This is a genomic window from Sporosarcina sp. OR05 (genome assembly GCF_041414805.1).
In the GTDB taxonomy this organism is placed as follows: domain Bacteria; phylum Bacillota; class Bacilli; order Bacillales_A; family Planococcaceae; genus Sporosarcina; species Sporosarcina saromensis.
Map to the genome: position 1 here is coordinate 293,122 of NZ_JANKJL010000002.1, position 13,233 is coordinate 306,354.

Sequence of the window (13,233 nt, forward strand, 5' to 3'; positions counted from 1 at the left end):
GTATGGGAAGATTTACAGGGAAAACAGCAATCGTTACAGGTGCATCGCGTGGCATTGGACGTGCAATTGCATTGTTGCTTGGTGAAGAAGGAGCAAAAGTCGTTGTCAATTATAGCGGCAGTGAAGCGAAAGCGGCTGAAGTTGTGGAAACCATAACAAAAGCTGGTGGAGAGGCGATTGCGTTTCAAGCAAATATTTCCGAAACTGATCAAGTGAAAGCGATGATTGACGCGACAATGGAAGCATTTGGCTCGATTGATATGCTCGTAAACAATGCAGGCATCACGCGTGACAATCTGTTAATGCGTATGAAAGAAGACGAATGGGATGATGTCATCAACATCAATCTAAAAGGTGTTTTCTTATGTACGAAAGCTGTTACACGTCAAATGATGAAGCAACGCTCTGGGAAGATTGTGAACCTTGCATCGATCGTCGGGGTTACAGGAAATCCCGGACAAGCGAACTACGTAGCTGCTAAAGCGGGAGTCATCGGGTTAACGAAGACGACTGCTAAGGAACTGGCGACACGTAATATTACAGTCAATGCGGTTGCACCAGGTTTCATTACGACAGACATGACTGACGCCCTGCCGGAAGATGTGAAGGAACAAATGTTGTCTGCAATTCCATTAGGCAAACTTGGTTCTTCAGAAGATGTTGCTGGCGCTGTTGCATTCTTGTTGTCGAGCGATGCAGATTATATAACAGGTCAAACAATACATGTTGACGGTGGTATGGTGATGTAATAACCTGTATAGGTCTACTAAAGATTTGTACTCTAGGGGTTATTGGTGCGGGAAGTCGGGTCTAACCGCCACACTCCGCATGGGCCCACAGGAAGTGGGTCATGCAACCGTTGCCGCAGGACGCGGCGAACTTAGGTTGCGTTCCTTTAGTGTCCAGCTTCGGGCGCTAGCCCCTCGAGTCGCTTCGGTCTTGAAGATAAAGGCAAAGAGCGCCTTTATTTCAAGCCCTCCGCCGTACAGGAAGTACAAGTGCCGACGTTGCCACAGGACGTGGCACTTTTAGTCGGCCAGCGCTTGTCGGGGCTGTGCAAGCGCCCTCCGCATTTCTTTTTGTCCAGCTACGGGCGGCAGCTGCTCGGGTCGCTTCGGTCAGAAGGTAAAGGCAAAGAGCGCCTTTAACTTCTGCCCTTCGCCGTACAGGAAGTACAAGTGCCGACGTTGCCACAGGACGTGGCGATTTTAGTCGGCCAGCGCCTGTCGCAGCTAAACGCCGCCCTCCGCATTTCTTGTTGTCCAGCTGCGTGTGGCAGACCCTCGAGTCGCTTCGGTCTTGAAGCAAAAGGCAAAGAGCGCCTTTCGTTCAAGCCCTCCAGCGCTTGTCGGGTCTAACCGCCACACTCCGCATTTCTTTTTGTCCAGCTTCGGGCGCTAGCCCCTCGAGTCGCTTCGGTCTTGAAGATAAAGGCAAAGAGCGCCTTTATTTCAAGCCCTCCAGCGCTTGTCGGGGCTGTGCAAGCGCCCTCCGCATTTCTTTGAGAGGAGGTGACTATGTTGTCAGTACTAGAACGAGTAACGAAAGTTGTTGTCGACCGTTTAGGTGTCGATGAGAGTGAAGTGAAACCAGAAGCATCTTTCAAAGACGATCTCGGCGCAGATTCTTTGGATGTTGTTGAGTTAGTAATGGAATTGGAAGATGAGTTCGATATGGAAATTTCAGATGACGATGCTGAAAAGATCGGCACTGTCGGTGATGCTGTGAAGTATATCGAAGAAAAAGTGAACTAATAAAGCATAGGCTAGTGAATTGCTGTAAATGCTATTCATTACTCATGTCTTATTGAATGAAACCCGATGAGATGCTTTCATCCTTTCTTTTGTTAAGAAAAGGAATGAAAGTATCTCTTTTCGGTTTTGCAAGTCGGCGCATAACCATGTAAAATTAGAAGCACTATGAATTGAAAGGTAGAGTCTGCATGCATAACAACAAACGACATACAAAAGGTAAATACGCTTCTACCATTTCTGTGGAAGTGAAAAGAAAATTTGAAGAGCTCCAAAAACAGTTAGGTGTCGTTTTCAACGATGAGAACCTCCTATACCATGCATTTACACATTCGTCTTATGTAAATGAGCATCGCCGTAAAAATTTTACAGACAATGAACGCTTGGAATTTCTCGGGGATGCGGTGCTGGAATTAGGTGTCTCGCGTTACCTTTACGCAACGGAACCAACTATGAGTGAAGGTGAGCTGACAAAATTACGTGCTGCGATCGTTTGTGAACCATCCCTTGTAAAACTATCAAATGAACTCCGGTTTGGTGAATACATTTTGTTAGGGAAAGGGGAAGAGCAAACGGGAGGAAGATTACGTCCCGCGCTGCTCGCAGATGTTTTTGAAGCTTACATAGGTGCGTTATTTTTAGATCAAGGCATGGAACAAGTAACAAAGTTTTTGGAGAATGTGGTTTTCCCTAAAATCGGAAACGGTGCTTTTTCGCATGTGATGGATTATAAAAGTCGGCTGCAGGAAATTGTTCAACAAACGAATAGTGGTAGCCTACAATATGAGATAATTAGTGAGAACGGTCCTGCGCATGCGAAAAAGTTTGTAACCGTTGTAAAACTTGAAAATCGTGAACTTGGTACTGGTACGGGAAAATCAAAAAAAGAAGCCGAGCAGGAAGCGGCCCGTCAAGCCATCGATGTGTTAACAGGAAAAGTGGCCGAAGGGGAGAGCTAATTGTGTTTCTAAAAAGAGTTGAAATCATTGGATTTAAATCGTTTGCGGAACGAATCGGTATCGACTTCGTTCCTGGAGTAACTGCAATTGTTGGTCCGAACGGCAGTGGAAAGAGTAATGTGACAGATGCCATTCGCTGGGTGCTTGGTGAACAATCCGCTAAATCATTGCGTGGTGCAAAAATGGAAGATGTCATTTTTGCAGGAAGTGATTCCCGTAAACCACTGAACTTTGCGGAAGTAACCCTCATCTTAGATAATACGAATGGTCTCTTTCCGTTAGATTATACTGAAATCAGCGTAACGCGCCGCGTATTCCGTTCGGGCGAAAGTAACTATTTATTGAATGGTCAACAATGTAGATTAAAAGATATCAATGACGTATTCATGGATTCCGGTCTTGGGAAAGAAGCATTTTCTATTATTTCTCAAGGTCGTGTTGATGAAATATTAAATAGTCGACCTGAAGATCGTAGAAGTATTTTTGATGAAGCAGCTGGGGTTTTAAAGTATAAAACGCGAAAGAAAAAAGCGGAGCATAAGCTTTTTGAAACCGAAGATAATTTACACCGTGTGCTAGACATTCTGAATGAATTAGACACTAGAATTGGTCCACTCGAGAAAAATGCAGGGGCGGCAAAGAGGCACCATGTACTATCTGAGGAAATCCGTGAAGTGGATGTTCGTTTACTGAACTATGATGGGTCTAGATTACGTAAAGACATAACCGAAAAAACGCATCAATTGGAAAGTATGAAAGAACAAAGAACCCAATTGGTCAATACACTCACTTCAGTGGAAGAACTGTCGAAAAGTTATAAAATGGAGCTATCCAATTCTGAAACGAGGATTGAGAATCTCCAAAAACAACTCGTTGAAATAAGTGCACAAGCTGAAAAGTGGGAAGGGCGACGTCTACTAACACTTGAGAAACAAAAAAATTCCGAACAACAAATCAAACGAATTCAGCATGACCTAAGCATTGAACTGCAAGAGAAGGAACTCATTAGCGAAAAAGTAGCGGCAACGAAAGAGAAATTAGCCGTTACCTCCTCTCAAATGTTGACGTTACAAACAGAGATGAATGAAATCACTCAAATTTTGAAGCGGTCAGTAAAAGAGACAGAGATGGAAATTGATGAGTTAAAGTCTACGTATATTGATTTATTAAATGAAGAGGCAACCATCCGAAATGATTTAAAGCATATTGACGAACGGTTGCAAGGTGAAAAATTATCAACAGATCGAAATTCTAAGCAAACAATTTTATTAAGCGAAAAACGATCTGAACTTACGGAAAAGAAAGCGATTCATTTACAAGAACTTCAAACCGTGAATGAAAAGAAAAAACAAGTCGAAGCAAGTTTGCAAACAGTAGAAAATGCATACCGAACAGCAGAAGAAGACTTACGTACACAACAGCAGTTCATGCAAACAGCATTAAACAAGCAATCAGAAATGCAAGGGCGGTTACGTGCAATTGAAAGTTTGGAAGCTGATTTTTCAGGTTTCTTTTCAGGTGTTAAAGCGGTATTGATTGCAAACAAAGAAGGTAACTTGCAAGGGATTGACGGTGCAGTTGCAGAATTGATAACTGTTGAAGACACCTACATAAAGGCAATTGAAACTGCATTAGGTGGCGCAATGCAACATATCGTGACAGCTTCAGAAGCTCAGGCACGTCAAGCGATCGGTTACCTGAAAAAGAAAAATGCTGGGCGAGCGACTTTTTTGCCACGTGATGTCATTAAATCACGCATGCTTCAACCCGCACAATTACGAATTGCAGCTCAAAACGAGGAGTTCATCGGTACAGCAAATACACTCGTAAAAACGGCTCCAGAATTTACAGCAATCTTAGAAAATCTTCTCGGCATGACGATTGTGGCTAAATCATTAGCAGGTGCATCTTTGATTGCAAAATCGATTGGTTATAAATATCGGATTGTTACGTTGGACGGCGATGTGGTAAATGCAGGTGGTTCTCTAACAGGTGGTGGAGCAAAAGGGCAGTCAACAGTCTTTTCCCGGAAGGCTGAACTAGAGATGTTACGCACACAAGTGAGCAAGATGGCTCGTTCCATCGATTCTGCTCAAACAAAAATTGGAGATTCGAAAATGCTTGTCGCTCAGCACATGCATGATGTCGAAAAGCTTCGTCGCGAGCTCGAACAACTTCAACAAGTACTCTTTAGAACCGATTCAATTATTCGTGAGTTTGACGTGGAAATCAGAAGCGTGGAGTCTGAACTCTCTATCGTGCAAAAAGGCCAACTCGGTTCAGCGAATATCGGTGCTCAATTGGCAAATGAAAAAGAGGAACTACTCAACCGTCATCAATCTGTTCAAGGGAAATTACAGTCAATCCAACAAGAAGTATCGACATTGGAGCGTTTAGCGACAGATAGACGCAACGAAGAAGAAACATTGATGAATCGAAACAATGATCTGCGCGAACAGTTGGCGGTGTTACGTGAACAGAAAACACACCAGCAATCATTGCTTAACGACATGGAAGTTACGCAACAACAGCTTGAAACTAAAATTCATACCTTAGAGAAAGATTTAGCTCTCTATACGGAGCATGAAAAAGGAATTGACAGTACCCCTGAAGAAATAAATGAACAGCTTCACATTGCGACCACCAAAAAATCAACAGTAGAAGCATCTTTAACACAAGAAAGGGAAAACAAAGCTCGCATTTCTGGATTACTCTTACAACAAGAAGAACATTTAAAAGATTTACGGCACGAAGAAGCTGAGCTCGTTTCTTCCCTCAATGCGCTCCATGTTGCATTATCTAGGCTTGAAGTAAAGTACGAAACGATTACAAACCGATTATTGGATGAATACGGTTTATATCCTGATTTCGATGAAGAGGTTCAATTCGATGTTGAGCAGGCAAGGATCCGTGTCGACAAACTGAAAGAAGAGCTTTACACTTTAGGTCCAATTAATCCGAGTGCAATTGAGGAATATGAAGAAGTTGCTCAACGGCACGCATTCCTCACTGAACAACGGAATGACCTTGTGGAAGCGAAAAATACACTGAATGAAGCGATGTCTGAGATGGACAGGGAAATGGAAGTCCGCTTTGGTGCGACGTTTAACGCGGTGAAAAGTCGTTTCCACCATGTGTTCAAAGAAATGTTCGGTGGTGGCGAAGCGGATCTCATTCTTACACAACCAGACAATCTACTTGAGACAGGTGTCGACATCATTGCACGACCGCCAGGAAAAAAACTTCAGAATTTAAGTCTTTTATCAGGTGGGGAGCGTGCGTTGACTGCTATCACACTATTGTTTTCAATTATTGAAGTAAGACCCGTGCCATTTTGTATTTTGGACGAAGTGGAAGCGGCATTGGATGAAGCGAATGTCATCCGCTATAGTAAATACTTAAAGCGTTTCTCCGATAACACTCAATTCATCGTCATCACACATCGGAAAGGGACGATGGAAGGTGCGGATGTGCTTTACGGCATCACCATGCAGGAATCAGGTGTATCGAAATTAATATCGGTTAAGCTATCAGAAGTGCCAGCTGAGATGCTCAGTTAGGGTGAATGAAAGAACGAACGATTGAATAGGAGAGAATTGAGATGTCATTTTTCAAGAAATTGAAAGAGAAAATTACAGGTTCGAATGAAACAGTTACCGTAACTGAAAAGTTTAAAGATGGTTTATCCAAAACACGTCAATCATTTACTTCCAAAGTGAATGATCTTGTAGCGCGTTTCCGCGAAGTGGATGAGGATTTCTTTGAAGAGCTTGAAGAACTTCTGTTACAAGCGGATGTCGGTGTTGAGACGGTAATGGAACTCGTCGATCAACTAAGATGGGAAGTACAGCGAAAGAACATTAAGAACACGGAAGGTATCCAGTCCGTCATATCTGAAAAGCTTGTGGACATCTATAAAGACGGTGAAGAGTTGGATACCGAGTTGAACCTTGATAACGAGTTGTCTGTCATTTTGATGGTAGGTGTCAATGGTGTCGGGAAGACAACGACAATTGGTAAGTTGGCTGCTCGTCTGAAGGCAGAAGGGAAAACGGTTATGCTTGCTGCGGGTGATACGTTTCGAGCTGGCGCGATCGACCAACTTGTCGTATGGGGTGAACGTGTAGGCGTAGAAGTGATTAGACAGTCGGAAGGTTCAGATCCTGCTGCTGTCATGTATGATGCAATCCGTGCGGCTAAAAATCGGAAGGTGGACGTGCTGATTTGCGATACAGCTGGCCGATTGCAAAATAAAGTGAACTTGATGAATGAGTTGGAAAAAGTGCACCGCGTCATTGGTAAAGAGATCGAAGGGGCGCCGCATGAAGTCCTTCTAGCTTTAGATGCGACAACAGGTCAAAATGCGCTTATCCAAGCACAAACTTTCAAAGAAGCAACAAATGTAACAGGTATCGTGTTGACGAAATTGGACGGAACAGCAAAAGGCGGGATTGTTTTGGCGATACGCAACAAATTGAACATTCCTGTGAAATTTGTTGGACTAGGTGAAGGAATGGACGATTTACAACCGTTCGATCCAGAAAAATATGTGTACGGACTTTTTGCTGAAGGATTGGAAAAAGAGGCGGACGAGTAATTCTTATGAGTCCTTGAACAGATCAGTTTGTGCTTTAAAGTAAAAATACTTGACAGTTCATACAACTCATACTAAGATGACAAGAGGAGGCGAAGAGATGCTTGAAAAAACGACACGCGTCAACTTCCTCTATGATTTCTATCAGACACTATTAACTGAAAAACAACGAGTCTACATGCAATTGTATTACTTGGATGATCTTTCACTTGGTGAGATTGCCGAGGAATATAATGTATCTAGGCAAGCTGTATACGATAATGTCCGAAGAACAGAAGCGATGTTGGAAGACTATGAAAACAAATTGAATCTTTTCTCTAAATTCCAAGATAGAATGGAAATTGTGGAACAACTGGAGCAGCTCGTCTGCGGAGATGATGAGATTGCGAAGAAAATGCGTGCTCTGTTGAAAACGTTAAAAGATCATGAGTAGGGGGCTCTGTGCATGGCATTTGAAGGATTAGCCCAGCGCCTGCAAGGGACGCTTCAAAAGATAAAGGGCAAGGGAAAAATAACTGAAGCAGACGTTAAAGAGATGATGCGAGAAGTACGTTTTGCGCTCATCGAAGCAGACGTCAATTTAAAAGTCGTAAAAGAATTCATTAAAACTGTCAGTGAACGGGCAGTTGGGCAAGATGTCATGAAAAGTTTGACACCAGGCCAACAAGTCGTGAAGATCGTAAAGGATGAATTAACTGCACTGATGGGCGGAGAACAAAATCCGATCCAGTTTGCGCGTAAGTCTCCTACAGTCATCATGATGGTCGGTTTGCAAGGTGCGGGTAAGACAACGACGACAGGGAAATTGGCCACTGTACTTCGGAAACGGCACAACAAAAAGCCGTTACTTGTCGCAGCTGACGTCTATCGTCCGGCGGCGATTCAACAGCTGGAGACCCTAGGCAAACAATTAACATTACCAGTCTTTTCGTTAGGGACTGAAGTTTCACCTGTGGAAATTGCACGCCAAGCGCTTGCGGAAGCGGAGAAGGAACACCATGACGTGGTGATCATCGATACAGCGGGTCGTTTGCATGTCGATGAAGCGCTTATGCAGGAATTGAAAGACATTCGTGCATTGAGCAAACCGGACGAAGTATTCCTAGTTGTCGACGCAATGACAGGTCAAGATGCAGTCAATGTTGCAAAATCATTCGATGAAGCGATCGGTATTACGGGAGTCGTATTGACCAAGTTGGACGGTGATACACGTGGTGGAGCAGCATTGTCCATCCGTTCTGTTACCGAAAAACCGATTAAATTTGTCGGGATGGGCGAAAAGATGGACGCATTGGAACCTTTCCATCCTGAACGCATGGCTTCAAGGATTTTAGGGATGGGCGACGTCATGTCGCTTATTGAAAAAGCGCAAGAGTCCGTCGATGAAGAAAAAGCGAAAGAGTTGGAACAGAAATTCAGAACACAAACGTTCACGCTTGACGACTTCCTTGACCAGCTACAACAAGTGAAGAAGATGGGTCCGCTTGATGAAATCCTTAAAATGATGCCTGGTGCCGGAAAGATTAAAGGCCTCGAAAATGCTAAAGTGGATGAAAGTCAGATGGGTAGAGTCGAAGCGGTCATAAAATCGATGACGACGGCTGAACGTACAACACCAGAAATCATTAATGCAAGTAGGAGAAAGCGAATTGCTAAAGGTTCCGGTACGACGATCCAAGAAGTGAACCGGTTGTTAAAGCAATTTGATGAAATGAAGAAAATGGTCAAACAAATGACCAATATGCAACAAAAAGGTAAAAAGAAAATGAAAATGCCTGGATTCGACTCGTTCTTTAGATAATCGAACGATTTTCCAACATTATTTTTAGGTGTTAAGAAAAAACACTTTACAAACATGAGAAACCTTGATAATATACTATCTTGTGTGAAACTATTCGGAGGTGCAAGAAAAAATGTCAGTAAAAATTCGTCTTAAACGTATGGGAGCAAAGAAAACTCCTTTCTATCGTATTGTAGTAGCAGATTCACGTTCACCACGTGATGGTCGTCAAATCGAAACAGTTGGTACGTACAACCCGTTAACAAAACCAGCTGAAATTAAAATCAACGAAGAGTTGGCTCTAAAATGGCTACAAACTGGTGCTAAACCATCTGATACAGTACGTAACCTGTTTTCTGAACAAGGCATTATGGAGAAATTCCACAACGCTAAACTTGGAAAATAATCACGTTTAAATGCCTGCGAATGCAGGTTAAACAGGAGGGGTGGACATGAAGCAGCTGATTGAAACGATTGTCAAACCGTTAGTCGATCATCCCGGAGATGTACAGGTCGACAAAGATGAACAACCTCATCGCGTCACTTACAAACTTTCCGTCAACCCTGAGGATATGGGGAAAGTGATCGGAAAGCAGGGTCGTGTTGCCAAAGCGATACGAACTATTGTTTATTCAGCAGCAGGCAGTCACCATGGTAAGAAAGTTTACCTTGATATCATTGATTGATCGGTAGCAAGAGTTGCCGTATCATCACAACCTGTAAAGAAGGAGGGAGCTCATGTTCCTTCCTTTTTTGTCTATTCATCGAGATTTGTGCAATACTAAACGTAGTGTAAAGGAAGGTGCAATGGATGCAATGGTTTAATGTTGGTAAGATCGTAAATACGCACGGCATAAATGGGGAAGTACGCGTCATCTCCCGTACGCACTTTCCAGAAGAAAGATATGCGATAGGCAGTGAGTTATCTTTGTTCATGCCGAATGAAAAAAAGCCGATCCAATTGACTGTCGCCAGTCACCGTCGCCACAAGAATTTCGATCTCCTTACATTCGAACATCATTATTCAATAGGCGATGTAGAGAAATATCGAGACGGGATTTTAAAAGTATCGGAAAAGCAGCTAGGTGATTTGGATGAAGGTGAGTTTTACTACCACGAAATCATCGGCTGTACAGTAATGACAAACACAGGCGATGTAATTGGGAAAGTTACGGATATATTAGAGACTGGCGCGAATGACGTGTGGACTGTAACACCTGAAGAGGGGAAACCACAGTACATTCCATTTATCGATGATATTGTCAAAGAAGTCGATGTAGACGAAAAACGGATTGTGATCGAACCGATGGAAGGGCTCCTTTCATGATGAAGATTGATGTTTTATCGTTGTTCCCTGAAATGTTTGAAGGAGTACTTCATACGTCCATTATGAAAAAGGCACAAGAAAACGAGGCTGTTTCTTTTGCAGTTACTGATTTCAGATCGTTCTCCGGTAATAAACACCACAAAGTGGATGACTATCCCTATGGTGGTGGTGCGGGAATGGTGCTTAAAGCAGAACCGCTCTTTGCGGCCGTAGATGCTCTCTCCCTCGATGCATCGAAGAAACCGCGTGTCATCCTCATGTGTCCACAAGGCGAGCGTTTCAACCAAAAAAGGGCAGAAGAACTTGCGCAGGAAGAGCATCTTGTTTTCCTTTGTGGCCATTATGAAGGGTACGATGAACGTATACGGGAACACCTTGTGACAGATGAGCTATCGTTAGGTGACTTTGTTTTGACAGGGGGAGAAATCGCTGCAATGGCGATGATTGATAGTGTCGTCAGGCTATTGCCGAATGTACTGGGCAATACTGACTCACCGGTGCTCGACTCGTTCTCCACAGGTTTGTTAGAGCATCCCCAATATACAAGGCCGTCTGAATTCAGAGGGATGAAAGTTCCAGAAGTCTTGTTGTCCGGTAACCATGCGGCGATTGACAAGTGGAGAGAGGAACAAGCTGTCATCCGTACCTTTGAACGACGGAAAGACTTATTGGAACACGCGCCGTTGACGCCACACCAACAACAAGTGTTAAAACGGTTAATAGAAGAAAAAAACAACTGATGCAACTTGTAATTCGCAGTCCTTTGTGCTATTATCGACTATGTACTTCTATGGGGAGTACATACTAACTGGTGTTCCGCTGCAAAGGATTGAACTGCAAGAGCATCTGTGAATAAGGAGAGAAAAATATGCAAAACATTATTGCAGAAGTAACAAAAGAACAACTTCGTACAGATCATCCTGATTTCCGTCCTGGGGACACAGTCCGCTTGCACGTTAAAATCGTTGAGGGCACGCGTGAGCGTATCCAAATCTTTGAAGGTGTTGTCATTAAACGTCGTGGAGGCGGAATTAGCGAAACTTTCACTGTCCGTAAAATCTCTAACGGTGTAGGTGTTGAGCGTACATTCCCTGTACACACACCAAAAATCGCTAAACTTGAAGTAACTCGTCGTGGTAAAGTACGCCGTGCGAAATTGTACTACCTTCGCAACCTACGCGGAAAAGCTGCACGTATTAAAGAAATTCGATAAAATGCAAACAGCGGAGAGCCGATCTCCGCTGTTTCTTTTTGCGTCCATGAACATTAGAATGTACAATAGATATAGTAGGTTGGCGGGAGGCTTTGGTGATGAACGAAGAGAAAAAGAAAAATGAAACATGGGAATGGATTAAGGCGTTATTAATCGCATTTGGCTTGGCGGCGATTATTCGTATATTTTTATTTACACCTATTGTCGTTGATGGTGTATCGATGATGCCGACGTTGGAACATGGAGATAAAATGATTGTGAACAAAATCGGGTACACAATCGGTAAGCCTGATCGATTTGATATCGTCGTTTTCCATGCACTCGAGAAAAAGGACTATATTAAACGCGTCATCGGTCTTCCGGGCGATGAAGTGGAATATCGGGACGATACGTTATACATTAACGGTAAAGCGGTAGAAGAGCCTTATTTGGATAAATACAAAGCGGAAGTGAACGATGGACCGCTGACAGAGGATTTTACACTTGAAGAAAAAATTAATCGACAAACCGTCCCTGAAGGCTATGTATTTGTAATGGGGGATAACCGTCGAAAAAGTAAAGACTCTAGACATATTGGAGCAGTATCAATCGATGAAATTATTGGTAGTACAAAATTTGTATTTTGGCCAATAAAAGATTTCGGAATCGTTGACTGATGAAAGGAGAGAGTTCCGATGACCATTCAATGGTTTCCAGGGCACATGGCCAAAGCACGACGTGAAGTTACAGAACAATTGAAGCTAGTAGACATCGTATTTGAATTAATTGATGCACGATTACCTTTATCCTCACGAAATCCGATGATCGATGAAGTCATTCAACAAAAACCAAGATTGCTCATCTTAAACAAAATGGATTTGGCGGATGATAAAGAAACGGAACGATGGATACGTTATTTTGACGCCAAAGGGATTCGTGCCGTTGCCATCAATTCGTTTGAAGGAAAAGGACTTCAAACGGTTACAAAAGCTGCAAAGGAAATTCTTGCGCCCAAAATTGAACGGATGAAAAAAAGAGGGATTCGGCCTGGTGCAATTCGCGCTATGATCGTTGGAATACCGAACGTCGGAAAGTCTACATTAATTAATCGCTTAGCAAAGAAAAACATTGCGAAAACCGGTAATAAGCCAGGTGTTACGAAAGCACAGCAATGGATAAAGTTTGAAAAAGAATTGGAACTGTTAGATACACCGGGAATTCTTTGGCCAAAATTTGAAGATCCCGCTGTAGGGTACAAACTAGCGTTAACCGGTGCCATAAAAGACACGATCGTGAACATGGAGAATTTAGCAGTCTTTGGGCTACGCTTTTTGGAAAATCATTACCCGGATCGACTTGAAGCGAGATACGGCATCACAACAGTCGATGAGGACATTCAAGCAATTTTCACGAAAATTGGTGAAGCGCGAAAAACGTACACACAAGGCGGAGAGATTGATTACGACAAAGTGTCGGAGTTAATCGTGCAAGATATTAGAAGTGAGCTTTTAGGGAAGTTGACATTTGACTTCGTATCTGAAGAAAACAGTACAGAAAAGGTCGATACTATCACGGATTGATCCGTGACGTTCGGCCTTTTCTTGTTACTGGGGTGTTACATTTACATAAT

14 protein-coding genes are annotated in these 13,233 nt (G+C 43.1%); all 14 read left to right on the forward strand.

The genetic code is table 11. From position 1 onward, the window contains the following. Positions 1 to 2: 2 nt before the first annotated feature. Positions 3 to 749: a 3-oxoacyl-[acyl-carrier-protein] reductase gene (gene fabG / locus NRI27_RS05690; protein WP_371389876.1), complete on the forward strand. Its 747-nt coding sequence runs from the start codon at positions 3 to 5 to the stop codon at positions 747 to 749. Positions 750 to 1,517: 768 nt separating this feature from the next. After that, positions 1,518 to 1,754, forward strand: coding sequence for an acyl carrier protein (locus NRI27_RS05695; protein ID WP_060209057.1), 237 nt, complete (start codon positions 1,518 to 1,520; stop codon positions 1,752 to 1,754). 188 nt (positions 1,755 to 1,942) lie between these two features. After that, entirely contained in the window at positions 1,943 to 2,710 is a 768-nt protein-coding gene (gene rnc / locus NRI27_RS05700) for a ribonuclease III (protein WP_371389877.1), read from the forward strand. Positions 2,711 to 2,712: 2 nt separating this feature from the next. Next, entirely contained in the window at positions 2,713 to 6,270 is a 3,558-nt protein-coding gene (gene smc / locus NRI27_RS05705; RefSeq protein ID WP_371389878.1) for a chromosome segregation protein SMC, read from the forward strand. A 41-nt stretch (positions 6,271 to 6,311) separates the two neighbouring features. Further along, the gene (ftsY, locus tag NRI27_RS05710; protein ID WP_317941687.1) at positions 6,312 to 7,307 is read left to right on the forward strand and encodes a signal recognition particle-docking protein FtsY; all 996 of its coding nucleotides are present in this window, start codon (positions 6,312 to 6,314) and stop codon (positions 7,305 to 7,307) included. A 97-nt stretch (positions 7,308 to 7,404) separates the two neighbouring features. Beyond that, positions 7,405 to 7,737: a putative DNA-binding protein gene (locus tag NRI27_RS05715; RefSeq protein ID WP_371389879.1), complete on the forward strand. Its 333-nt coding sequence runs from the start codon at positions 7,405 to 7,407 to the stop codon at positions 7,735 to 7,737. 12 nt (positions 7,738 to 7,749) lie between these two features. Then, a complete protein-coding gene (ffh, locus tag NRI27_RS05720) occupies positions 7,750 to 9,105 on the forward strand; it encodes a signal recognition particle protein (protein WP_317941685.1) in 1,356 nt (451 codons plus the stop codon). Positions 9,106 to 9,217: 112 nt separating this feature from the next. Continuing rightward, complete coding sequence (gene rpsP / locus NRI27_RS05725; protein WP_371389880.1) at positions 9,218 to 9,490, forward strand: 30S ribosomal protein S16; 273 nt, start codon at positions 9,218 to 9,220, stop codon at positions 9,488 to 9,490. Between the two features lie 46 nt (positions 9,491 to 9,536). After that, on the forward strand, positions 9,537 to 9,770 hold the full coding sequence (locus NRI27_RS05730) for a KH domain-containing protein (protein WP_317941683.1): 234 nt from the start codon (positions 9,537 to 9,539) through the stop codon (positions 9,768 to 9,770). A 125-nt stretch (positions 9,771 to 9,895) separates the two neighbouring features. Continuing rightward, the gene (gene rimM / locus NRI27_RS05735; RefSeq protein ID WP_371389881.1) at positions 9,896 to 10,411 is read left to right on the forward strand and encodes a ribosome maturation factor RimM; all 516 of its coding nucleotides are present in this window, start codon (positions 9,896 to 9,898) and stop codon (positions 10,409 to 10,411) included. Further along, a complete protein-coding gene (gene trmD / locus NRI27_RS05740; RefSeq protein ID WP_371390059.1) occupies positions 10,411 to 11,151 on the forward strand; it encodes a tRNA (guanosine(37)-N1)-methyltransferase TrmD in 741 nt (246 codons plus the stop codon). The genes rimM and trmD overlap by 1 nt, the downstream gene beginning before the upstream one ends. A gap of 128 nt (positions 11,152 to 11,279) precedes the next feature. Continuing rightward, entirely contained in the window at positions 11,280 to 11,624 is a 345-nt protein-coding gene (gene rplS, locus NRI27_RS05745; RefSeq protein WP_317941681.1) for a 50S ribosomal protein L19, read from the forward strand. A 98-nt stretch (positions 11,625 to 11,722) separates the two neighbouring features. Continuing rightward, complete coding sequence (gene lepB / locus NRI27_RS05750; protein ID WP_371389882.1) at positions 11,723 to 12,280, forward strand: signal peptidase I; 558 nt, start codon at positions 11,723 to 11,725, stop codon at positions 12,278 to 12,280. 18 nt (positions 12,281 to 12,298) lie between these two features. Next, positions 12,299 to 13,183: a ribosome biogenesis GTPase YlqF gene (gene ylqF / locus NRI27_RS05755; RefSeq protein ID WP_371389883.1), complete on the forward strand. Its 885-nt coding sequence runs from the start codon at positions 12,299 to 12,301 to the stop codon at positions 13,181 to 13,183. The last annotated feature ends 50 nt before the right edge of the window (positions 13,184 to 13,233 follow it).